The sequence below is a fragment of the Shewanella fidelis ATCC BAA-318 genome (genome assembly GCF_000518605.1).
GTDB lineage: Bacteria > Pseudomonadota > Gammaproteobacteria > Enterobacterales > Shewanellaceae > Shewanella > Shewanella fidelis.
Map to the genome: position 1 here is coordinate 9,998 of NZ_JADX01000011.1, position 26,411 is coordinate 36,408.

Consider the following 26,411-nt stretch of genomic DNA (forward strand, 5'->3'; position numbering starts at 1 on the left):
CAAATACAGCCTTGTAAATCGTATTCGTCAATGTGATCCCTAGCGGTGGCAAAAAATGATGCTCTTTTTCTCTAGACTGCAGCACTTGTAAATAGACTAAGCTTTAGTCAATACTGTGTAGGTTGCTGGTTAGTTACTGAACTGTTGGTAATTATTGTAGTTGCTGAGGTTAAAAGGATATTTTCAGATGCCGACTCCAAATGCTGAGGTTATTTATTACGTAGAGCTTGACGCTGCATTTTGGGCGGTAATGGCAGATGGACAGTGGATTATGATTCTGCCACACCAGATGCTAATGGATGTTCCTGTTCACAAACTGACATCAAAAGCTATCGAAGTCGATGATAGCGGTAATGGATATAGTTTTATTGATGGCGTAAAAATTCTTATTCCTCAGAATGTTATTCAGTTAAGCACGATAGAAAATAATGCTGAGCCGCAAGAGCAAGAGCAAGAGCAAGAGCAAGAACAGAGGGAAAGTCGCAATCAAAGTGACTCTGCGAGTGAACAACAAGAGGGCTTGAACTTAATTTATCAAGTTGTTCGATCTGATAACGACAGTGTTATTGCTGAATCAGGTTTTACCACCCAAGGAGATCAACTCACATCCCAAGCTAATAACCAGTTTACCGCTAATCAGCAAGACACATTTATTCCTATCAGCTTAACTGTTGAATTTATTGATATCGATGGTTACCTCAATCAGTTTGAAGTGCCTAAAGTCATTTTATCTGGTCGCGCTATTAACGCTGCCGACGGCCAAATTCTAGAGCTAACTATTACTGATAGTCTTGGCTTGTCTCAACGTTTTAGCGTGACAGCTTTTAATCAACAGTGGCAGCTAGATGCTGTTGATTTGCAGTCATTTGCAGAAGGGGAACTTCAAGCTGTTATTACCGCTTCAACTTATCCTGGTGAAGTAACCAATGACACTGATACCAGCATAAAAGACACACTCGCTGAGATATCTATTGAGGTTGATACAGGTAATGACACTGTGCTTAATGCTCGAGAGATTAAGCGGGTCGATATGGAAGGTGTCGCCAAGAATATCGAAGATGGGCAAGCCGTTACGATTACGGTAACAGATATAAATGGGCTGCAACTCACCTTTACTACAAGTGTATTGAATGGCTTGTGGCAGCTTGAAAATAAAGATCTTTCTAGCTTAGCTGAAGGTCCGTTGCAATTTACTGCTCATAGTATTGATGTGGCGGGTAACCCCGCAAACGGTTTCGCTGAAGCTTATAAAGAGAGCCAAGCTGCAATTACCATAGCCGCAATCGATAACGATGGTGTACTCAATCAAGTTGAGGCAGGGCAATCAGTACTAGCAGGGGTTGTGCGTAATGTTGAAGACGGTCGCCCCGTTGAAGTGTTTGTTACCGACATTAACGGCAAAACCATAGTGTTTAATAGTATTACTCGCAATGGTACTTGGTTGCTCGATGGAGTTGACTTGTCGTCGCTGGCGGAGGGGGAATTAACCCTAAGAGCGATAACTTCTGACTTTGAGGGCAATATTGGCACCAGTACAAATACCGTGCTGAAAGACACCTTGGCCTCAGTCACTATCGAGATTGTCGATAATGATCAGGTGATTAATAGCCAAGAACAGCAAGCTGTTACGGTGCGTGGCACGGTCAGTAATATTGAAGACGGTCAAACTATTACCGTTGTTTTAACTGATAGTTTTGGGAATGAGCGTAGCTTTACAACCGTGGTCACGGCTGGGGCATGGCAACTCTCAGGTTTAGATCTAACAGGCTTTGCTGATGGTAGTTTAACCGCGACAGTATCGGTTTCCGATGCCGCAGGTAACCTCGCAACGGCTACCGATTCTATCGCGGTGGATATCTTAGCTTCTATCACCATTGATGTTGATACCGGCAATGATACTGTGCTCAATGCACGAGAAATGCTGCGCGTCGATATGTCTGGTTACGTCACTGATATTGAAGATGGACAAGTGGTGACCATCGTCGTAACGGATAATGCGGGTCAGCAATTACAGTTCAATGCAATTGTTACTAATGGCAGCTGGCAACTGCAAGATAAAGACCTATCTAGCCTTGCTGATGGCCCACTGACTTTTAGCGCTAGCGCAACTGATCTTGCAGGCAATGCAGCAAGTGCCACCGATAATGCCTACAAAGAAAGCCAAGCCGCGATAACCATTAGCGCCATTGATAACGATGGCGTACTTAATCAAACCGAGGTCGGTCAATCCGTCCTTGGGGGCTTTGTTTATAACGTCGAAGACGGTCGTCCCGTTGAAGTGTTTGTTACCGACATTAATGGCAAAACCTTAGTGTTTAATAGTATTACTCGCAATGGTACTTGGTTACTCGACGGAGTTGACTTGTCGTCACTGGCGGAGGGGGAATTAACTCTTAGAGCGATAACTTCTGACTTTGAGGGCAATATTGGCACCAGTACAAATACCGTGCTGAAAGACACCTTGGCCTCGGTCACGATTGAGATTGTCGATAATGATCAGGTGATTAATAGCCAAGAACAGCAAGCTGTTACGGTGCGTGGCACAGTCAGTAATATTGAAGATGGTCAGACGGTAACAGTGCTCTTCAGTGACGGTTTAGGGAATGAGCGTAGCTTTACAACCGTAGTCACCGCAGGGGCGTGGCAACTATCAGGTTTAGATCTAACCGGTTTTGCCGATGGCAGTTTAACCGCAACAGTATCGGTTTCCGATGCCGCTGGTAACCTCGCAACGGCTACCGATTCTATCATTGTGGATATTCTTGCCTCGATAACCATTGATGTGGATACCGGAACTGATGCGGTGATTAACGCTGCCGAGATGGCAATGGTTGACCTATCGGGTACGGTTACAGACATTGAGGCCGGGCAAACGGTTACGGTAATCGTCACTGATATAAATGGTAAAACCTTAACTTTCACTACCATGGTCGTAGGCTCTGGTTGGCAGATTGATGATGCAGATCTGTCGAGTCTTAGCGATGGCGCGTTAAGTTTCTCTGCTAGCGTAAGTGATGTGGCTGGTAATGTGGTTGATGCGACAACCAATGCCGATAAAGACAGCCTAGCCAGTATTACGGTTGAAATTGTTGATGATAACGGTGTTATTAATAGTGAAGAGCAGCAAGCTGTTAGGGTGCGTGGCACGGTTAGTAATATAGAGGACGGTCAGGTAGTAACCGTGATCCTCAGTGACGGTTTGGGAAATGAGCGTAGCTATACAACCGTGGTCATTGCTGGGGCATGGCAACTCTCAGGTTTAGATCTAACAGGCTTTGCCGATGGCAGTTTAACTGCAACGGTATCGGTTGCAGATGCCGCAGGTAATCTCGCAACGGCTGCAGATTCTATCGCGGTGGATATTCTTGCCTCGATTACCATTGATGTCGATACCGGCAGTGACACCGTTATTAACGCACGTGAGATGCTGCGCGTCGATATGTCAGGTGAAGTAACAGACATTGAAGACGGTCAGAGAGTATCAATTACTGTCACTGATAATGCGGGTCAGCAGTTGCAGTTTATGGCGATTGTGATTAATGGTCAGTGGCAACTGCAAGATAAAGACTTATCTAGCCTTGCTGATGGTCCACTTACTTTTAGTGCTAGCGCAACTGATCTTGCTGGTAATACAGCAAGTGCCACCGATAATGCCTACAAAGAAAGCCAAGCAGCGATAACCATTAGCGCCATTGATAACGATGGCGTACTTAATCAAACCGAGGTCGGTCAATCAGTCCTTGGGGGCTTTGTTTATAACGTTGAAGACGGTCGTCCAGTCGAAGTATTTGTAACCGACATTAACGGCAAAACCTTAGTGTTTAATAGTATTACTCGCAATGGAACTTGGTTGTTAGATGGACTGGACTTGTCGTCACTGGCGGAGGGGGAATTAACCCTAAGAGCGATAACTTCAGACTTTGAGGGCAATATTGGCACCAGTACAAATACCGTGCTGAAAGACACCTTGGCCTCGGTCACGATTGAGATTGTTGATAATGATCAGGTGATTAATAGCCAAGAGCAGCAAGCTGTTACGGTGCGTGGCACGGTCAGTAATATTGAAGACGGTCAGACGGTAACGGTGCTCCTCAGTGACGGTTTAGGGAATGAGCTTAGCTTTACAACCGTAGTCACCGCTGGGACATGGCAACTATCAGGTTTAGATCTAACCGGTTTTGCCGATGGCAGTTTAACCGCGATGGTGTCGGTTTCCGATGCCGCAGGTAACCTCGCAACGGCTAGCGATTCTATCGCGGTGGATATTCTTGCCTCGATTACCATTGATGTGGATACCGGAACTGATGCGGTGATTAACGCTGCTGAGATGGCAATGGTTGATCTATCGGGCACGGTTACAGATATTGAGGCCGGGCAAACGGTTACGGTAACGGTCACCGATATTAATGGTAAAACCTTAACTTTCACTACCATGGTCGTGGGCTCTGGCTGGCAAATTGATAATGCAGATCTGTCGAATCTTAGCGATGGCGCGTTAAGTTTCTCTGCTAACGTAAGTGATGTGGCTGGCAATGTGGTTGATGCGACAACCAGTGCCGATAAAGACAGCCTAGCAAGTATTACGGTTGAAATTGTTGATGATAACGGCCTGATTAATACTGCAGAATCAAAAGATGCAACTTTAGCTGGCACAGTGACTAATATTGAAAACGGTCGCCCTGTGGTGATCACGGTAACTGATGTCAATGGCAAAACCATAACCTTCAACAGTGTGGTTGTTAACGGTACATGGCAGGTAGAAAATGTCGACTTATCAGTGTTTGCTGATGGTCAGTTGTCGTTGCAAGCAAGTAGTTCTGATCTGGCTGGTAACCCCGCCGTTGCAAATAATACTGCAATCTTAGATACGCAAATTAGCATAGATATTGATACTGGTGCGGATGGGTTCGATGCTGCATTGTTTATCTACGGGGTTCAAAAATCCCTGAGCGGGACGACAACCGGAGTTGAGGTTGGCCAGACAGTAGTGCTAAACCTCTCTGATGGCGTTAATAGCATAAGCTTTAGTACAGTTGTTGCTGCAGATGGTAGTTGGCTATTTGATAACATTGATGTAGCTGGTTTAAATCGTCGAGCCTCTTGGAGTCTAGACGTTACCGCTACCGATCAAGCTGGCAATAGTGCAACAGATGCTATGCCAACCATGTTGGTTCCTGATATCGCCTCGTTATATGAAGTGGTGCTCAACGTAAGTTCAAGTACCAGTGTAGAAGTGCCGATTGATATTTTTGATGCCGACGTTAGCATCACTGCTGAACAAAGCCGTTTATTGTTGCTCACATCTGAAGGACAAGCGCTCAGCATTAATGTTGCTGCGGATGGCCAGTCATTTGTTCTTACCCGTGATGGTGACGGTAAAGTCGTGATGACAGCAAGTTTATCGGCATCAAGTTTAAATGTGACCCTGTTTCAACCTATGGATGAGCTCAATAATAAGAATGTGCTCAGTTATATCCGCCTGAGTGGGGTACAACACGATGCTGACGGGACTTCAGAAGAGATCATTACCTATGCAGTGCTGAACATTCGCGACTCAAGAGCTTTTGCTTTTGATGATCATGCGTTTGTGGTCGAAGATACAGTGGCTGTGGGCTCACTACTGGGTAATGATTACACCATTGAAGGGCCGCTAACGCTAACATCGGTTAATTATAATGGTACTGACTATCCTGTTACCCCCGGTGCTGCAGCGGTAATCAACACTCCTCAAGGAGTGATCACTATTCAGTCTAACGGTAGTTGGAGTTTTAGCGTAGCAGACAACCTTGATAACTCGGTATTACAAGAGGTTGAGCTGGTCTATACCGTGGTTGATGTGGATGGCAGCAGCGCTAATGCCAATGCGACCTTCACTGTTGCAGATGGCGTCGCTGGCAGTATGGCTGATGTAATAGGAACAAATACTGAAGCTGATATTGATGCTGCAGTGCAAAGCACCTTGAAGACCTTCACGGTTACGGCTGGTTCAGATACGTTAATTGCAGACTCTATTCGATTTACCGCATTAACGCCGTTCCAGTTAGCCAATCTTGGCTTAACAAGCAGCGGAGCCGCGCTTAAATTCGAATTGTCGAATAACGGTAAAACCTTAACTGCGAAAACGGATAATGCAGCAGCTACGGTAGTATTTAGCATTACGTTATCAGCTAGCAATACTGGTGATGACTTAAGCGTGGATGCCGTTTTTAATCAATCAGCTCCTTTGGATCATTTATCTAATGATCTGATTGAGATTATCACTCAAGTTACCGCCACCGATTTAGACGGTACCGATATCAACCAAGGCAATCTAACTTGGCAAGTCAGCGATGGTAACTCGCCAACATTAGTCAACATTAGCCAGCTTACTTTCGATGAAAACAATCTAATAGGCAGTGCCATTGTTAAAAATGGTAGTTTTGATGTGCTGGTGGGCAGTGATGCTGTTGCTTCCGTTGGTTTTGCCGCTTTAGGACTACAACCTAAATTGACCGCAGCTGGTGAGCTTATTCAGTATCAAATCAGTGCTGATGGTTTGACGCTAACGGGGCATACCGGCGATGTTAATTCACCTGTGTTTGTTATTGAGCTAAGTGAAACATGGAGCGCCACTAGCGACAGCATTAACCAAGCTTATAGTTTCACTTTGTTTAAAGCATTTGATCAAACGTTTAGCGAAGATATCGACTTTTCACTGTTAGTGACCGACTTCGATGGCGACTCATCGACAGCAACGTTAACGGTTACTGTGCAAGATGCTGATGCAGCGACGATAAACGATATCAATTTAAGCGTTAGTGAGCTGCCAAGTATTTCTGCCTTTGATAATACTGCAACGGGTTCTTTTAATGTCACTGCCAGTAAAGATCCTATTGTGGATATCAGTTTTGGTGTTACAGATGGGGCAGAAGTCAAAAATGCTGCAGGCATAACCTTAACTCAAAATGGTTCTGCGCTTTATTGGGTAGTGAAAGATGGCGGCGCCTCGCTTGATGCTGTAACAGCAGACGGTGTATTGGTCTTTACCATGAGGTTACCAACCAATATTGATATCGGTGCAGAGACCAGTGGCACAGTTGAGCTCGATTTTAACTTAGTTAGCGCCATTGACCACTTAGGGGCTGCAGATGTCTTAGACACTCTTAATGTGATGGTCAATATTCGTGATAGCGATAATACCGTGTCATCGGCACAGGTTTCAGTTGCTATTTACGATGGCCAGAATGCCATCTTGCCTAATGCTCTGCAGCTTAATATCAACGAAGGTAACCTGACCACCGCCAATCCGATCTCCACCAGTGAAGTGCTTTCAACATCTTCTGGAAGTGACAAAATAATCGCGATCACACTAACGGACGGCTTCAGTTTTGGCAGCGTCTTTAGCGGTGGCGATAAAGTCATTCTTAATACAACGGCAAATAGCGACGGCTGGTATATAGCAACAACTGAAACTGGCGGCGATAAGGTATTTCAGATCCGTTTCAATGCTAATGGCAAAGTTGAATTTAAGCAGTTTAAAGCGCTCGATCACGCTAATGCCAATGGCGAAAACTCATTAGACTTAGTATTTGAAGTCAATGCGATAGATGCTGATAACGATAAGTCTGCAGCGCAAACTATCACAGTTACTGTTAAAGATGATATTCCTGAAGACACTGCCAAAACATTAGCGTTCTTTGAAAGTAGCGGCGATGTGTACAGCGTGCAAATGTTCTCGGCCGCACAGCAAGGTGCGGATGGCGCTAAAGTTACCCAAGTCACTTATAAAGGGGTTGTCTATGCTGTTGGGGCAACAATCGAGTTATTTACTGACGCAAACCCAAGTGTTGTTAAGTACGGTGAGCTGGTGGTTGATGAGAATGGTCTCGCAACGGTAACTACTTTTGAATTTGCTTACAATGAACAGCAATTTAGTGAAGATGTGTTGCTGCAAATTACCGATGCCGATGGTGATATTGCCACCGACACCTTAACCATAATAGCTAAAGACGCTGAGGGTTCTGTCGAGGTCTTTAACACACAATTTATTGAAGACACCAATACTGTTTTTGGTGTTGAAGCTAGACCGGGTGATATCGACGAAAGTGAATTTGTTATCAGTATGGTGTTTGATGCTGCGGCACTACAGGGCGGGATTTTATTGCTCGATGGCGTAGAAGTTCCTAAGGATGCTGATGGCAACTATATCTTATCTATTTTAAATGGATTGTTGACTGAAGACCTGCTGACGCGGGTGGCTATTCCCAATGGCGACTTAAGTTATCAACCAATTGAAGATGGCTCTGATGCTACGGCTAGTGCAGCATTTGTTATAACGGTCAATATCACTGGCAAGCCGCCGATTACAACGACTGTACCTATTACAGTTGAATCCGTGGCTGATACGCCAACTTGGGATCCAGACAGTGAGTTTAGTTACTCAGTTAACGAAGATGCAGATGCTTTCAATATTAATATCCATGCCAGTTCTAAGGATGAAACGAACGTAGATCCGCAGGGCTCAGAAACCGTTACTTACGTGATTACTGATATCAGTGCAGGGTTAACGTTGACTGTGCTTGGCGTGACAGTTACCGATGGTATGAGCATTAGCCAAATGCAGTTAGATAACCTGCTTGCTACAGTGGGTGAAAACTTAGCTGGCGAATTTAGTTTCAATGTGCAAGCAAAAACCACGGAAAGTGATAACCGAGATAGCGCATTAAGTAGCGTAGAGACGGTTACCATTGATGTTGTGCCAATTGCGGATAAGCCAACCCTGACAACCCAAAACATACGTAGTGATGAGGATGCCCCGATCCTACTTAATGCGGTTGTTTCTGGCACACTAACAGATACATCTGGCTCAGAATTTTTGAGTTTTGAATTTACCTTACCCGATGGTTGGTCGATAGACGCGCCTTCAGCTAGCTTTAATGGCAGTGTTTGGACTGTGTTAGCTTCAGAGGTTGATAGTGGCGTCGCCAAGCTTATGCCTGCTGATGACGTAAGCTCTGCCAATTTAGGCCAGTTCTCTATATCAGTTAGAAGTTTTGCCACAGAGACATCGCAAGATGGAGTGGATCCGGCCGATGGGGTTATTCATCCTAACCCAAGGTATAGCGATGCAAGTACGGTGACAGTGACCTTGACCGGGGTTGCGAATGATCAGCCAGTGATTAATGCCGACCCTAATATATGGGCGATAGATAACGCGACAGGGGTTATTTCAAATGTGGTGGCATTTAATGAAGATGACAATATCGCATTAGATTTTACCATTGTGAGTTCAGATGACGACGGGTCAGAGTCGTTAGACTTGCGCGTAACCGGTTTACCTGAAGGTGTTATTTTTGTTGATTCAGCAGGTAATGCGGTTAATCTTCCAGTAGTTGATTTTATTAATAATCAGCCAGTATATGGCGTGTCAGCCTCACTACTTGCCAGCTTAAGTTTACAACCAGTGGCAGACTTTAGTGGCCAAATCAGTTTGAGCATATTTGTGCAGAGCACTGAGCTTGATGGTGACTCAGCTGATTACCAATTAACGCTTAATATTGATATCGCTCCTGTTATCGATGTCAATGCAGCTTCTTTAGCCACTCTTAGTTATGGTTACGAAGATCAAGCTATTCCCCTCGACTTTACGCCTAATCTAAATGCTGACACTGATGGTAGTGAAACCGTCACCGGGTTGATAATTCCTTTCCAAGGCGCAGATGGTTTTATTTTAACTTTAGATGGTTCAAAGGTAATTATTCCAGTCGGTGGCTTAGATGTGACGACTTTGCTCGACAGCACAAGCCCAACCTTAGAGGCGTTGCTGCAGTCGGGACGTTTAGCCGCAGTCCCTCCACAAGATGCTGACGGCAGTTTTTCTTTTGCGGTTAGTTATCAGATTACCGATACCTCAGAGACTGGCACTGTTGTGAGTGAATACGTTGCTACTGAAATAACGGTAGTGGTTGACGCTGTAGTTGACTTAACTACCCACTTGCAAAGCGAGCAAGGGGTGCTCGTTAGCACCGATGGTAATGCCATTGATTTAACGGGCCAAGGCTTGTTTTTTGATGGTGATATAGATGGCTCAGAAGTATTAGATTATGTCGTTATTACCGTGCCAAGTGGTGACGGTTGGTATGTATATCATCCAAACGGGGCGATTGATGACGGCGATGGCCGTTGGATCATTCCGGTAGATGGCATGACGAGTGATACCGTGCAGGAGTACGCGTTAGATCTGCTTGCCGGAGCCACAATTATTAGTGAGTTTGCTACAGGCATAGAGCAAATAACGCTAGAAGCGAGAGTGCTAGACCGTGATGATGCCGAAATCATCAGCACTAGCTTTGAGGTGCAGTTTACCCAAGGTGCAGGTTCCAGTCAGGCAACGGCAGTAGGTCAATTACAGATTAATCCTGCAGATGCTATTGAAGATACGACTATCGATTTTTCTGGTCATTTAAATCAGGTGCTGAGTGGTGATAACAACGATCTGATTAGCTTTAGGGTGTTGGCGTCAGATTTACCTGAGGGTGGCTACTTTACCGGTAGTGATGTTACCGCTGTTTATGATGCCAGTGGCGAGAATATTATCGAGTTTGTGTTTACTTCTGCTTCGCTAGGCAATTTAAAGCTGCACAATATCAGTGAAGATTACGCAGGTGAATTACATATCCCTATTCGAATTATCGCCACCGACACCCTAAGTGGTGACACCAAAATTGATGACAGTCAAAGCCTAGAAGTCGAAATTACGCCAGTTGCCGACGGCGTTGAATTGATAGTCGCCAACAGGGTGATGCAAGAAGATGCGCCTATTCCGTTGGGCATTAGCTTGGTATTTGATGACCCTGATGCAAGCCCAACAACGGGTGGTTCAGAGCAGATACTGTTTGGTGACAGCAATAATCCTATCACCATAACCTTGCTTGATGGCGGTGCAATAAATGACATCACTGGGCTTTGGTCATTAAAGGCTGGTACAACCGACACATGGGAGTTTACCGGCACCACCATGGCTGCGTTGAACTTGTCCCTAGGCCTGTTAGAGTTTGTGCCGACAGAACATTTAAGCGGTGATTTTAGGCTCAAGTTATCAGCTACAACCCTTGATACCGCAAGCATCAACGGCATTGATGTGACAGACCAATTAGCATTTGAAAATACCTTTACCATAGAGGTTACTCCAGTAACTGATGCAGCAAACTTACCCGGTGACACGCAGATCTTTACTGGCCAAGAGGATGGTTTGATTGCGCTATCAGGCTTGGATATGAGTAATCTTGGCTTGATTGACCAAGATGGGTCTGAGGTGATTTATCTTACGATTCATGGCGTACCAAGTGGTGCTGTGTTGTATTTTCAAGATGGTGCTAATTTAGTGCAGCTACCTAATGAAGGTAAAGATGGTGGCAGCTTTAATGGTTCGCCAACGTTTTCTTGGGCAGTCACTCCTGCTCAGCTTGCAGGGCTAGTACTGCAGCCGCCGTTAGATTTCAGTGGCGATATTCCGCTGTCAGTCCAAGCTATTACTCAGGAACTAGGGACTAGCGACTTTGTTACTTCAAGCGCAGACATAGTTGTTGGTGTGTTACCCGTTGCCGACGGCATAGAGGTGATAACAGCCCCAGAGAGTCAATACACAAGTCTTGAGGATGAAGTTATTAACATCGACCTCAATGCCAAAATTAATGAGTTTGATGGCACTGAGCTGATTTCAGTTAAAGTCATTATTAGCTCAGCAGATGCCTCGGCGCTCGTTGGACTTGAAAGTATAAAAGTAGGCAATAATTTGGTATCGCTGCAATACGACGCGGCCAATAACAACTATTTTGCAGTAGTGACAGCCTTAAGCCCTGTGACACAGTTACAGATTTTCCCAGGGGACTTGGCATTTGGCACCTTAGACGTGCAGTTAGAATTGAGTTCCCTCGACACAGCGGTAGTGCTCGGTAGTATCGAGACCGATACTAGCACAGCTGAAGTGCTTAACTTTGAAGTTGAGATTACGCCAGAAGTGGATGCACCTGTATGGACTCAGGTTGGTGACGTTATGGCGAATGATGTAAATAACGTGGCCTTAAATTTAGGCATAAGCCTACAAAACCCTGCATTGAACGAGTCAGGCTTACTCACTATTCACGGGGTACCAGATGGGATGACGTTGTCAGCCGGTAGCCAAAATGGTGATAAATGGGTGGTTGATTTTATCGATGTTGGTTCCTTAAAAATCATCGGTGCTCAAGATGGTGACTCGTTTGATTTAACCCTTGATCCGACTGCTGTATTGGGAACAGATACTGCAGAAGGTGATGTCGAAGTCATTACCGTGACGGTTGATGTTTCCGCGCCAGCAATCATGTCTTTTGCAGAAATGAGAGCCTTGAGTTTGCAAGATGAAATGCGAATGGAGCAGATGCTTGAACATAAAGAAAACCTTAGAGAAGCCGTATTAGCCAATGCGATTAAGCAGAGTTTTGAGCAAAATAGCGAGCCACAGCCGTTAGGGCTTAATCAGCATTCAGAATATGAATACGGCAGCCTGCCTAACGATGCTATATCTCGTCTTGAAGAGGATATGGCGCTATTGAGTCAGCAGCCATGATAGATAACAAAACTGATTTGTTAGCTAACGTTATTACTGCTCTTTGCCAGCGTTTAGGGCTCGAGTGCTCAGAGCAAATGCTATTTAGTCGCTTGCTCATTAAACCTAGCGGCCTTAGCAGTAGTGAATTGGTGCAGGCCTGTAATAACGTAGGTATTGAGGCGGTAGAGCAAAAGTTACCTCTGACTAAAATGGCGTTGCCAGCTATCGTTTTTTCCAAGCAAGATACGCCGGCTTTACTCGATAAAAGCGCGGCAGGTGAGTGGCTGTTATTGAGCGGTGATGGTCAGCAAACTGTTATTAGCTCAGCAGAGTTTAAGGCTAACTATCATCAAGATAGTTGGCATGTTAAGCGAAAATTGCTTACTGATGCCCGCAGCGAAGAGCATCACTTCAGTGTTAAGCGTCACTGGTTGTTAAGCGCTTTTGATGAGGTAAAACCGTTTTACGGCAGTTTTTTACTAGGCTCGTTGGCAATTAATATTTTGGCTCTGGTTACGCCACTGTTTACCATGAATGTATACGACCGTGTCGTCCCCAACCAAGCTATTGACACGCTTTGGGTGTTAGCGACGGGAGCCAGTTTAGCGATTGTTTTTGACTGGCTACTCAAGCAAGCTCGTACTCGCTTAGCTGATGTGGCGGGTAAGCAAGTCGATATAAAGATGTCGAATATCTTGTTTGCTAAAGTATTGGGGATGCGCCTAGAAAATCGTCCAGCTTCTGCAGGTGCTTTTGCTAAACAACTACAAGAATTTGATAGCATTCGCGATTTTATTACTTCAGCCACGTTAGTTACGGCTGTAGATCTACCCTTTACCTTACTGTTTTTAGCCTTGATTGCATGGCTTGGCGGTTACATGGTTTTAGTACCTTTAGCCTGCATGTTATTGCTGTTGGTCATTAGTTTTGTGATGCAGAAAAAGCTGATGGCAACGATAGAGCAGACTTCGCAGCTTGCTACTCAGCGCCAAGCTCACTTAATTGAAACGCTAAATTTGCTGGTGGAGACCAAGCAAAACAATGGTGAAGCTAAGGCGCAGCGCATTTGGGATGATACCGTGAGCAGTTTAGCTGACTGGCAGAACGAATCACGTATAGCTTCAAACACCTTAAGCCATAGCGTGATGAATAGTCAGCAATTGGTCACCATAGGGCTGATCATCACAGGTGTTTATCAGATCCATGCCGGTAATTTAAGCATGGGAGGCTTGATTGCTATTGTGATGCTAAGTGGTCGAGCTGGTAACGCGATTAATCAAATTTCAATGTTGCTACTTAAGTTTAAGCAAACTCAATCAGCCATGACTGCGGTGAGTTCTATTCTTGAGCTTCCGCAAGAACAATACTTCGCAAGTCAGCCTAGTACGGCTGTTGGTTTTAATGGTTCGGTGTCGCTGCGTGATGCCAGTTTTTCCTATCCAGATCAGCCGCTACCAGCCTTTACCGAAATTGATTTAGAGATAAAACCTGGCGAAAAAATAGGTTTGTTGGGGCCGGCAGGTGCAGGTAAATCGAGCTTGTTATCAATTCTTGCTGGTCAATATCAACTCAGCAGTGGCCAGCTGTTTTACAACAGGTTAGAGGCTCGCCAATGGTCGGTGAGCGATATTCGAGAACATGTTGGCTGGATGTCGCAGCAACCTACTTTGGTGTACGGCACAGTGTTAGATAACTTGCTATTCGGTTTAAAAGGAGTCGATGAAAACTTGCTCGCCAATACCATTATTAGCTCTGGTATCGACAAACTTATGGATCGTTTAGGCAGCGGTCTCGACAGCCAAGTGGGGGAGTTTGGCCGCCAGTTATCAGGTGGTCAGCGCCAAGCCATTGCCTTAGCTCGAGTGTTATTGCGTCAACCTAAATTATTGCTACTCGATGAACCAACCAGTGCAATGGATGAGCGCTCCGAAAATCAAATTATTGCCTGTTTATCACAAGTTGAAACCTCAATGGTGATTGCCTCACACAACCCAAAACTTCTTAGTCTTTGCGATAGGATTTTAGTTGTAGATAAAGGCCGTATCACCATGGAGCAAACACCTGCCGAGATGACTCAGCGTGGTAAAAGCCGCATTAAAGCGGTCAATGTTCGCCAAAAAGGGGATGCCAAATGAGCGGGCGTTTGCACATTAAACATCTAGAGGGCGCCAAACGGGCAAATCAAGTGATCTTGCTGGTGGCGGCATTGATAGTTGTCACCATTATTTGGGCGTCTTTTGCCAAACTTGAAGAGGTGGTAGTTGGCGAGGGCAGAGTGGTGCCGACTCAAGCTGTACAGCAAATTGAAAGTCTAGATGGCGGTATTTTAAAGCAAGTGTTAGTCAAAGAGGGAGAGACAGTTAAGGCTGGGCAACCGCTACTGATTTTAGATGAACTGCGCTTTGCCTCAGCTTTTGATGAAGCCAGTATTCAGTCTGCGGCATTGCAAAGACAAAAAGCCCGCCTAGATGCAGAAATAGCCTCGGTTGTGGTTGATGATGCTGCAGCGTATTGGCGAGATAAAGTGTTGATTGATGTGGTTGCTATTAGTGCCGCTGATGTTGCGGTGAGCAGTCGTTCAAAAGCCATTTTTAGATCGCGTATATCGCAGTTATCTTCACAGCTAGAACAGTCTGCGCAGGTAATAGAGCAAAAAATACAAGCCATTGAAGAGGCGAGGATAACCACACAGGCGCAACTCAGTGGCCTAGAGTTGGTTAAGCAAGAGATCATCATGACCCGTGCAGCTGTGCGCGATGGTGCAGTTGCTGAGTTAGAGCTATTAAAACTTGAGCGGGATGAGATCCGCTTGAAAGGCGAGTTGTCGGCGTCAAAGGCCAATGGGCGTCAACTTCAAGCGGCACAGAGCCAAGCAGAAGCAGAGTACTTGACTGTGGCACTAGACTTTTTGGGCCGCGCTGAAGCAGAGCGTAATGAAGTGATTAACGAGCTAAATGCACTGACTGAAAGTATGAAAACGTTAGCTGACCGGTTAGCGCGTACAAAAATTGTATCGCCAATAAATGGCAATATAACCAATATATTATTACGCTCAATAGGAGCAGTGGTAGAACCCGGCGAGTCGATAATGGAAGTGGTTCCGCAAGATGGATCACTAATCGTTGAGACCCGTATCGCCCCTAAAGATATTGCATTTGTGCACACTGGATTGAAAGCAACAGTTAAATTTACTGCATATGATTTTGTCATTTACGGTGGACTAGAAGGTGAAGTTATTTATGTGAGCTCGGATGCTCAGCAATTAGATGATGGCACCACCTATTTTGAAGCTCATATAAAAACTGAGCAAAACGTACTTAATGGCTGGCCGATTATTTCGGGAATGCAAGCCAGTACAGATATCTTAACCGGTGAAAAAACGGTTTTAAATTATTGGCTAAAGCCTCTATTACGCGCAAAAGCGAATGCACTTCGCGAACCATAAGGTAAGGATACGATGCGACGATTGCTACTTATACCCATACTAATATTATCAGCGCCAAGCCAAGCTCTTACGCTTGAAGAGTCTGTGGCTGAGGCGATTAATCATCACCCGAGTATTTTACAAAAATACGCCAGCTTTGAAGCTGCGGTTCGTTATAAAAGAGCGGCCGTGGGAGATTATCTACCACAAGTTAAGCTTTACGGTGGCATAGGCTATGAGAATGTGCGCTATAACAGCGGTCGACGTGTGGATACAGAGCTTGAGCGCAGTGAAATTGGCGTGCGTGTGTCGCAATTGATTTTTGACGGCTTTAGAACCACATCTGAAATTGATCGTCTCGACTTTGAAAAAGAAGCTGAGCGATTAGGGTTACTGTCAGATGCTGAAAACCTTAGTCTCGAAGTCAGCCAAGTTTATCTTGAGCTATCAATGGCTAATAAAATTGTAGAGCTATCAGAACGTAATATAAAAGAGCACCAAGAAGTGCTGAAAAATATCGAGTCACGTAAAGACAAAGGCCTGAGTAGTGAGTCTGATGTAGCACAAGTGCGAGCCCGTCTCGCGACCAGTCAGTCGGGTTACCTCTCGGCGCGTAATAACCAAATGGATAAACAGGCGCGCTATTATGATTTAGTCGGCCAACTGCCGAAAGACTTACATGATCCCCAGCCTGACTTTAATTACGTGCCAACTAGCCTACCTGATGCGATTCGACTGGCATTAGATAACCACCCCGAAATTGATGCAGCAATTTTAGATACCCAAGCTGCAAATGCTCAGCACGAGCGTGAAAAAAGTGACTTTTGGCCAACCCTGTCGCTTGAGTTGCAAGCTAATAAAAATGACAACATAGGTGGTATCGAAGGGCCTGATGAAGATGCTCGTGCCATGTTGATGTTGAGCTACGATCTATTTAATGGTGGCTCAACAACAGATCGCACAGAGGCGGCCTCTTGGCGTTATCAACAATCTTTAGCCATTCGTAACAATACCCAAAAGCAAGTTGAAGAGGGGACGCGTTTAGCTTGGAATGCATATGAATTTATCGGTCAACAACGTGGTTTTTACCGTGAAAATGTCGATCAAGCGGTTAAGGCTGAGCAAGGCTATAACAAGCAGTTTGAGCTGGGACGTCGCTCATTGCTTGATGTGCTAGATGCAAAAGTTGAGGTGTTTTTAGCGCGTAAGCATTACATCACAGCTCATTACAATTATAAGATTGCTGCTTATCGGTTAATCAATGCTACTGGCTACCTGATGGAGTCATTCCGTGTTGATACCCCAGAAGCTTGGACGGAGGAGAAATAACATGCGTATTTTTCTGACTCAGTTGCTTTTTATAACTGCACTGCTACTACAAGGCTGCGCAGAAACCGCAGCGCCTTTTGCTGTTGCGCCACAAACTCGTGATTTGCTTGATAGTGATACAGACGGGGTAATTAATGCCCGTGATAAATGCGCGGCAACGAGTAAAGGGGCAATTATTGATAACGACGGCTGCCCAAGCCCAAATATCACGGTGAAAGAAGACTTTAGAGTGATTATGTTTGGTTTCGACAGAGACACCTTAGATGCTCAGCAAGCAGATAAATGGCGCGGCATTATCGGTCGCTTAGCGCAAAAGCAGTCGCCGTCACTCTACTTAGTCGGTGATACTAGTGTAGAGGGCAGTGAGGACTATAACCATGCGCTGGCTAAACGCCGGGTGGAGTACATTACCCAACTCGCGGTTGAGCAAGGCTTCCCTGCAGAGGCGATTAAAGAGGAAGTTTATTACAAGCAAAACCATATTCCTCAAGCTGTATCAGGGCGTGAGCATCGGCTAATCGCCGTGGCTACATGGCAGGAATCAGGCACTGCCATGATGTGGAATATCTATACTTCTGAGCGCAGCAACTAGTTTTAAGCTGATATTAGTCTGTATAACGTTTAAAGTCGGCGACACATGCAGATGTGTCGCCGATTTTTTATGTTTGATTCAGCCAGTACCTAAATTGACTCGGTAATTGTCCAGTCCAGCGTTTAAAAGAGCGTCTGAAGTTATTACTGTCGGCAAATTTAAGTTGCTGAGCAACCTGCAGATTAGTTTCACCCGTTACCGCCAATAAATAGATGGCATTGTGTAGATTCGCTTGATCTTGCAGTTGCTGAAAACTCACACTAAAGGGCTTTAAGCGGCGTTTTAATGTAGCAGGGCTTAGGCCGAGTGCGTGGGCGATATCCGGTAAAGAGTGATGCTGCCCTTTGGTTAGCAAGCGGCGGATCATTGCGGGTAACCCTATGGTAAATTCGGCTTGCTTTAGTTGTTGCTGCGCTTGTAACTCTGCCAGTTTAAAACCCTGTTTATCAGCCATTTGAAATGGCACATTATTTAACGCTAAATCATAGCTGATCACGCATAGAGGTTGGGTAAAACTCAGTTTGTCGCCTAAGTATTTATGATATTGGTCGATATGTTTAGGTTTAGCATAGGGCAAGCTGAAATGACCTTGCCAAGTTTGATTGGCTAGGCGTTTATAGCTGGCAACAAAACTGGAAAGCGTTAGCTCAATAAAGAACTGTTGCTGCTTAGCGGTTGCAATGTCCAGTTGCAGTATTAAGTGCTGCTGTTGTGTTGTTTGCCAGCGCCAGCCTTGTAACCAAGGCTGACTTTGCCAGTGATATTGCTGCCACAACGCTTGCATCTCAGTTAAGTTGGCACTACACAATAGGCCGTTAGTCAGGTTACCGCTTTGGCTTGGTAGCCATTGCTGGCCTAACAAAAAAGCCAGATCGTTTCCGGGCCATAAATTTAGTGCGTTGTCGATAAGTTTGCCGAGTTGCAGCGGGCTTATTTTGTGGTTTAAGTGACGAAGATCTTGCTCAAAAATCCCTGTACCGCTAAGCAGCTGATGAATATTGAGTTGCCGATATTCAAATAAGCTGATTAAGCTGGCGACCAGTAGTGAACTGTTGATGCATTTATCTTGAGCATAAGCGATGCCTTGCATGCTTAGCCAGCCTTTGCAATTGGCCGAGCCAGTTTGATTTGCTTCATCTTGTTATTTAGCTGGCTAATTAATTTATTTGCTTCAATGGTTTGCTGTTCAGTTTGAAGCTGATAGTGCACCTCGGCACAACTGGCTTGGCAGTTTAGTTGATTAATGGCTTGTTTGAGTTCCTTGGCCATCGCTTGGGTAAAAGTGTTGGAAGCGTTGGGGAGTAACACGATAAAGCTGTCACCAGCGTAGCGACACACTAGATCTTGTGAACGCAGTTGGCTAGACAAGAGCTGGGCAATATTAGTCAGTAAGATATCGCCTTCCTTAAAGCCTTGTTGCTGGTTGATGTCGCTAAAGTTATCTATATCAAACATAACCAGTCCAAGTTGTTTATCACGTTTAATATGCATGTCTAATTGGTGGCGAATAGCACGGCAATCATAGATTTTGGTTACCCGATCAACTAATTGATGCTGTCGGAAAAATTGTTCTCGTGTACGCAGTTGCTCGTTGACTGTTTTCTGCTCTTCACGCCATAACCATAACCCTAAGGTTAGCGTCAGTAAGCCTATTGGCGTTGGCAGTTTTTCTAGCCAGCTAAACCAAGTTGGCAAACTACTATTGATAAAAAACTCATCTAACAAGTCCATATAGCAGCCTAAGCTGTAGCCGAGTAAGCCGATAATCAGCAGTCGAGTGACATTGCCGTCAGGTCTTGCTTGCAGCACCATAGTTAACCAACTTAGCCCCAGAATGAGCAGTGCACCTTCTGTGGCGACATCAAATAGATCTATGTTACTGCTGGGTTTGAGCTGCGCCTGCATCAGGCTAAAACTGAGTAAAAGACTAAAAGTGATGGCGATAGTGCATGCTGCTCGATAGATTTTTCCGTTAGCCATTGAGTCCTCTTCGCGCCAAGTTTCACGCGTGCTGATAGCAATATTGTTGCAATAAAATGAACACGCTAGCGCTTTTTGATGACGGTTTTATGATGCAGAAACAGTCAAATTAGCTCAGTGGATTTGTGGTTAATGTATGCATAGTGCAGGGGGGAACGGTAATGACTGCACTGGCTAACCTGCAATCATACGGATTTAAATCCAAATAAAACAATTGCTTGCGTGTTTTTCTTGCTCGGTTTTATCTGTTTTCTCTAAGGCTTAAACCGTTGCGAATGAGCAGGCAAATTGGCTCAGTAACACGGATAAACTATCGTAAGTTATTGAATTTAATTGCAGTTAGATTTTCCCGTCATGTAAATGTCATCTAGCTATTCTAGCTTTGCCTGCAAATCACCTTTAGCAGAATAGGAACCAACACCATGAAGCAGCTCGGCTCGCTTTCACCGCTTTACTTAGCGCTCTTTGCGTCAAGCTTGTGCATACCTAACACCTCATGGGCAGGCAGAGTGGAAGGCTCAATTAAAGATGTCACAACGCAGATCCCGTTAGAGGGGGCCATGATTAGCATCGAAGAGTTGAACTTAAAGCAAGAATCTAATCGAGACGGTCGCTTTTTCTTTCAAGAAGTTCCTGAAGGCCGCTACACCTTAGTGGCACAGTATCTTGGCGGCCAAACCTATAAACAACAGATCCAAGTCGGTGAGATCAGTTTGACTCAAACCGAAATTGAGTTGAGTGGCGATGGCGTTGAACATATTCAAGTGATTGGTCAGCGTGGTGCTTTAAGTAAATCGTTAAACCGCCAACGCGCTGCTGACAATTTAGTCAGTGTATTAAGTGCCGATGCACTGGGCAACTTTCCTGACACCAATATTAGTGAGGCGCTACAAAGAGTGCCCGGGGTATCGATTGAACGTGATCAAGGTGAAGGCCGCTTTGTACGTGTTCGCGGCATGGCGCCAGACTATAACTCTGTATCGATGAATGGCACTCGTTTACCCTCGCCAGATAGTGACCGTCGTGCTGTTGCCTTAGATGTTGTGCCTGCTGACTTATTACAATCGGTTGAAGTGACGAAAACCTTAACTCCTGATATGGATGCCGACTCGCTTGGCGGTGCGATAGAAGTCAAAAGCTTGTCGGCATTTGACCGTGATGAAAGGTATATCAACGTCAGTGCTGAGGGCAGTTATGATGCGATGACAGAAAGCAGTAACCCAAAGCTGGCGGCTAGCTTTAGCGACATTTACCAAGATAATTTCGGTGTGGCACTTGCTGCGAGTTGGTACGACAGGGACTTTGGTTCCGATAATGTCGAAACTGGCGGCAAGTGGAGCTTTGATGAGCCAGCACGCTTGGAGGAAGTTGAGCAAAGAGATTACGACATTAATCGAGAGCGGATCGGGATCGGTGCCAATTTTGATTTTCGTCCCAACGATAATAATGACCTGTACTTACGCACTCTCTATAGCAGCTTTGTTGATAGCGAAACTCGAAATTCTAATGAGATTAAGTGGGATGAGGCGACCTTAGCTGATCAGCTAAGTGCCGCAGAAGCGACACGCTCACTCAAGTCTAGAGAGGAAGATCAGTCGATTATCTCATTAGTCTTTGGTGGTGAATCACGTTTTGATAAGTGGATTTTAAATTACCAAGCAAGTTGGAGTCGCGCTCAAGCTGACAAGCCTATGTATATCGGCAAAGCTGATTTTGAAGCTGGCTTTGATGAAGTGGGTTATCAAGACTCTCAAGTGCCAAAAATTATTGCCGACGATAGGTTTTATAGCGCTGATGAGTACCAACTGGCTAAGATTGAAATTGCAGATTCCAGTACCGTCGACAATATGATGTCAGGCAAATTTGATGCAAGTAAAACTATGTTACTTGGTGAGCGTCCGCTAGAAGTTAAGTTTGGCGCTAAATACAGTAGTCGTGAAAAAACTAACCGCGAAGACGTATGGATTTACAAAGATTTTGATGAGCTGGGCTTTACTGAACAGCAACTCAGTATGGCTGCATTTGCAGGCAATGAACCTAACTATAATATAGGCCGTTTTGGGCCATCAATTAATGCTGATGCTGTGTGGGATCTGGTTCATCGCTTAGACAGCGATGCCGCAATAGATGATATTGAGTCGCAGATTAACGACTTTGATATCGATGAAGATATTGCCGCGGCCTATTTAATGGGTCATATCGATATCGATAATCTACGCATATTGGCCGGTGTGCGCTTTGAGCACACTGACACGTATTCCAAAGGCACAGGCTTTGATGCAAGCCAAGATGATTTCTTTGCTACGACTTACGACAGAGACTACCAACATTGGTTGCCTGGTTTGCACCTAAACTATAAATGGGGTGATAAAACCGTAGTCAGAGCATCATGGAATAACACGATTGTTAGGCCGACATTTGGTCAACTTGCACCAGGCTATTTAATTGAGCAAAGCGACGATGAACTTGAAGCTGCGTTTGGTAATCCAGATCTAAAGGCGCTGGAATCCATGAACTGGGATATTAGTGTTGAACACTATATGGGCGGTTTAGGCGTGGTCTCTGTAAGTGGTTTCTACAAAGACATTAGTCACTTTATTTATGAAGCAGATTTAGGTGGCTACGGCAAATACCAAGACTTCGATAAAGCTGACACCTTCGTCAACGGCGACGACGCCAATATTTTGGGGATGGAGTTGGCCTATGTGCAAGAGTTTGGCTTTATGCCCGAGGGCTGGCGTGGCCTGATTTTTACCACCAACCTTACTTTAAGTGATTCAACGGCTGAGATTAACTGGCAAGATGATGGCACTCAAACTCGTGATATCCCACTACCTAGCCAATCTGAAGTATCTGCCAATGCATCATTTGGCTATGAAAACGCCTATGTTAGCTTTCGTTTTTCTGCCGCTTACAAATCAGAATACTTACTAGAAGTGGCTGAGCTTGATGATGCGGCATTTGATATCTATCAAGATGCGCATACTCAATATGATTTTGTAGCCAAAGGCTTTATCACTGAAGATTTAACTGTCTATTTCAAAGCGATAAATCTCAGCGATGAACCTTTCTATGCCTATACCGGGCAAAACCGTTATAACGCGCAGTATGAAGAATACGGTCGTACTTTCCAGCTGGGTATCCAGTACATTAACTTTTAAGGAACCAGCTAATGACTTTTAAACATGTTCTCACTCAGTCGGCACTCGGATTGACCCTGTTAAGTTCGGCGCTAATTGCAGTCCAAGCGCAAACCGCAGAGGTTATGCAACCTAGCCCAGTTGGTGGCAGTGAAGTGGCAAAATGGCAAAGCCACTGGTTATACGCCAGCGAGCAGCAAGGACTATTACTTACCGATAACGCTGGGCTTAAAACCGTGGTGCCGGGGCAATTTGAGTATTTAGCCGTACATAACAATATTGCCCTAACTTACGATACTCAGGTCGACCAAGTGCAAGGTATTAAGCTTGATATCAATAATATGCAGCGATTAGCTTTGTTACCAAAGCGCAGCTTTCAAGTTGAGTGGCTTTGCTTACAACCGCGCCTTGCAGATGGCAACCTCTATGCATGGATTGGCGATGAAGCAGGCCGTGCTGAGCAATGGTTATTAACCAGTAATGAGCAATGGCAACCACAGTTAGTGCGCAGCATGTCAGTAGCAATGGGCGCGCTAAAATGCCGTGTTGACAGCAATGAGCAGCTCTATGTTATCGATAATGGTCAAGGCTTGTGGCGCTATGCCGCAGCGCCTCATAGCCCTGATGAATCTGCACTCGTTGTCAGCTTGCCCGACAATTCGCTCACAGGACTGGCAATGGTTGCAGACCAACCTGTGATGCTGGATGAGTCAGGTCAAATGTTTGATGCTCAAGGCCAGCGGTTAAACTCACCGTTTACTCAAAACTTAGCCTTAGAGAGCCTGTATATCGCAGATAATCAAGCGCTGGCGTACTCAGATGAGGATGGCTACTTTTACCTAGGTCAGTTTGATCAAGCGCAGTTGTATGGTTCGCACCCAGCAGGGACGCCGAGTAAAGACGTAATTAAAGAAGTACCTACAGCGGTTGAAAGCAGTATTGCAGACAGAGCTGGTGATACCATGGATGATCCGGCCATTTGGATCCATCCAACGGCACCAGAAAAAAGTCGCATACTTGGCACGAATAAGCGTTGGGGATTATTGAGCTTTAATATGCAGGGTCAACAAGTTCAAGCCTTGGCTGTGGGCCGAGTGAATAATGTTGATATCCGCCAAGGTGTTAACTTAGGTGGTAAGCTTAGAGATATTGCAGTGGCAAGCAATAGAGACCGTGACAGTTTAAGCTTGTTTGAGTTAAACAACGAGGGTGAACTCATTCAATTAGCTGAGCAAGCCACGCCGTTAACCGACATCTATGGGCTATGCTTGTATCAACCACAGGCTGATGAGCTGTATGCTTTTGTTAATAATAAGGCCGGAGAGATCAGTCAAATGGCGCTTCGCTGGCAAGACGGTCAATTAACGGCAACAGAAGTTCGCCGCCTCACTGTACCTAGCCAACCTGAAGGTTGTGTGGCTGACGACAAACAACAGCGGTTATTTCTAGGTGAAGAAAATAGTGGTATTTGGCTATTTGATCTCGCTAGCGACACCCCAAGCAACCGTCTGCAAATTAACGCTGAGATGATTATTCAAGCTGGTGGGCCATTGGTGGCTGATATTGAGGGAATAGCCCTATATCAAACGGCTAGTGCAGACTATTTAGTTGTATCTAGCCAAGGCAACGATAGCTATTTGCTATACCAAAGCCAAGCGCCATATGAGTATGTAGGGCGTTTTCGTATCGGTGTGAATGCAGCTAAAGGTTTTGATGGTAGTGCGGAAACCGATGGCTTAGATGTTACGACGCAAGCCGTTGGCAGTGGGCGTTGGGCGCAAGGTATGATGGTGGTGCAAGATGGCCGCAATCGCATGCCGGATCAAAATCAGAATTTTAAGTGGGTGCCTTGGAGTGAAATCAGCCAAGCGCTCGAGCTAAAATAGTCTTAATAAACAACAAGGCGGTCTAGCCGCCTTGTTGGTTTATTTAAGCTAACTTGTTTAAGGTCGGCTGAAAAACAGAGTTTGATCGACTTGGTTATCACCATTCTCATCAACACCTAGGCTTAACACGTCATTACTAACTGATAAGAAGAGTCCTAATGTTGGATCAAGCGTGAAATCTGTCAGCCCTGTATCACCGTTTGCATCAAAGGTGATATCTACAGAGACTTTATTGTTATCAGGGTCAATGCTGTATTTGCCCCATTCCATGCCAGACTTCTCATCTTGGTCACTAAAATCCACTTCTGCATGGACATATGTTCCATCTTCATAGAATACAAACATAAGCAGGTCGTTTTCATCTGGCTCGCCGTCAATATCCCTTACTAACCAAGGCCCAAGTTCTACAGTGTTTGCTAATGGAGCAAAGATGAGTGTTTCATCAATTGTGCCGTCTGCGTCTTCATCAACATTGAGATTTAGCTGGCCATCGACAATCGTCGCAAAGAGTTGTGGGTTGCCAGCTGTTTTGTCAAAGTCATTAAGACCGATATCGCCATTGCCATCAAAGTCTTGGGTGGCATAAACGCGATTCGTTTCGCTATCACGCTCATAAGTTCCCCACTCCATGCCGGCATCTTCTGTAGAGCTAGCATCTTCGACTTCAAATAACACATAAGTTCCGTTGTTAAAGAAGGTGATACTGAGCAGATCAGTTTCACTATTAGTGATTGACCAGCTGCCGACAATGCCGAGTTGGATCGCATTTTCATCGAGTTGCTCTGCAAGGTGAGCAAGCGCAGACTCCTCACTAATAAGTTCAGAAGTTACGTTATCTTGACCACCGTTTGCGATTGTGTTTTTTACCGCATCGGCGGCAGCAAAATCAGCGGTAGAGAGGCTGAAGTCTACCGGTTCGGCTGTATCAATAGCAGTTTGTGTGATTGTTATACCGTTATCGGGGTCGCCATCTTGATCTAAGGTTTGCAGCAACCTAGCCATATTGACGACCTTATCGTCAGTAATATCTTCTGTGTTGGCTATTTCGAGTGGCGTGACTACGCCAGAGGCCGTTGTTGCTGGGAACTCAAGATCGCCAATGAAGAAAGTGACAGTTTCGCCATCGACATAGTTGTAACGCCCTTCGGCATCTGTCACCCCTGATAGGGTTTCTGTTTTATAACCTATGCCGATTACAGGGCTGTCGAGAAACACACCAGATTCACTAGGTGTGGTTACTGGCTGGGTTACGGGTTGTTCAATCTCTGCATTGTCATTGTCGTCACTACTGCAAGCGCTGAGAAAGCTTATTAGGAATAAAGAGCATACAATGCGTTGAGCACGCGGGTAGGCCTTAATTGACATAGAAACTCCTTTTCTTACCAAAGTCATTAGAGGTTATTTATTGAGAAGCGATTGATGCTGACTTATAAAAATACGGTAATTGTTCGGGTAATAAAGTCGATTCAAGTAATTTCAAAAAATTTCAAAA

The 26,411-nt window shown here is 45.1% G+C and carries 10 protein-coding genes; 7 read left to right on the plus strand and 3 right to left on the minus strand.

The window, feature by feature from the left end; genetic code table 11:
• The first annotated feature begins 187 nt into the window (after positions 1-187).
• Genes L884_RS21815 through L884_RS0106075 form a run of 5 tightly spaced genes read left to right on the plus strand, consistent with a single transcriptional unit; the run spans position 188 to position 17,913 of the window.
• A complete protein-coding gene (locus L884_RS21815) occupies positions 188-12,586 on the plus strand; it encodes a T1SS-143 repeat domain-containing protein (RefSeq protein ID WP_156925661.1) in 12,399 nt (4,132 codons plus the stop codon).
• The gene (locus tag L884_RS0106060; protein ID WP_028766649.1) at positions 12,583-14,703 is read left to right on the plus strand and encodes a type I secretion system permease/ATPase; all 2,121 of its coding nucleotides are present in this window, start codon (positions 12,583-12,585) and stop codon (positions 14,701-14,703) included. The genes L884_RS21815 and L884_RS0106060 overlap by 4 nt, the downstream gene beginning before the upstream one ends.
• Positions 14,700-16,013 carry an HlyD family type I secretion periplasmic adaptor subunit gene (locus tag L884_RS0106065; RefSeq protein WP_028766650.1) on the plus strand — a complete coding sequence of 438 codons (1,314 nt, stop codon included), beginning with the start codon at positions 14,700-14,702 and terminating at the stop codon, positions 16,011-16,013. The genes L884_RS0106060 and L884_RS0106065 overlap by 4 nt, the downstream gene beginning before the upstream one ends.
• Before the next feature lie 12 nt (positions 16,014-16,025).
• Positions 16,026-17,321, plus strand: coding sequence for a TolC family outer membrane protein (locus L884_RS0106070; RefSeq protein ID WP_028766651.1), 1,296 nt, complete (start codon positions 16,026-16,028; stop codon positions 17,319-17,321).
• 1 nt (position 17,322) lies between these two features.
• Positions 17,323-17,913: an OmpA family protein gene (locus L884_RS0106075; RefSeq protein WP_028766652.1), complete on the plus strand. Its 591-nt coding sequence runs from the start codon at positions 17,323-17,325 to the stop codon at positions 17,911-17,913.
• A gap of 67 nt (positions 17,914-17,980) precedes the next feature.
• On the opposite strand, the gene L884_RS0106080 is transcribed toward L884_RS0106075, so the two are convergent.
• Positions 17,981-19,003, minus strand: coding sequence for a helix-turn-helix transcriptional regulator (locus L884_RS0106080; protein WP_028766653.1), 1,023 nt, complete (start codon positions 19,001-19,003; stop codon positions 17,981-17,983).
• 2 nt (positions 19,004-19,005) lie between these two features.
• Positions 19,006-19,893 carry a GGDEF domain-containing protein gene (locus L884_RS21820; RefSeq protein ID WP_051435557.1) on the minus strand — a complete coding sequence of 296 codons (888 nt, stop codon included), beginning with the start codon at positions 19,891-19,893 and terminating at the stop codon, positions 19,006-19,008.
• A gap of 422 nt (positions 19,894-20,315) precedes the next feature.
• On the opposite strand from L884_RS21820, the gene L884_RS0106090 reads away from it, so the two are divergent.
• Positions 20,316-23,054: a TonB-dependent receptor gene (locus tag L884_RS0106090; RefSeq protein ID WP_028766654.1), complete on the plus strand. Its 2,739-nt coding sequence runs from the start codon at positions 20,316-20,318 to the stop codon at positions 23,052-23,054.
• A gap of 11 nt (positions 23,055-23,065) precedes the next feature.
• Positions 23,066-24,919 carry a phytase gene (locus L884_RS0106095; RefSeq protein ID WP_028766655.1) on the plus strand — a complete coding sequence of 618 codons (1,854 nt, stop codon included), beginning with the start codon at positions 23,066-23,068 and terminating at the stop codon, positions 24,917-24,919.
• A 57-nt stretch (positions 24,920-24,976) separates the two neighbouring features.
• On the opposite strand, the gene L884_RS0106100 is transcribed toward L884_RS0106095, so the two are convergent.
• Positions 24,977-26,284, minus strand: a complete 1,308-nt coding sequence (locus tag L884_RS0106100; protein WP_028766656.1) for a hypothetical protein — start codon at positions 26,282-26,284, stop codon at positions 24,977-24,979.
• Positions 26,285-26,411: the final 127 nt, after the last annotated feature.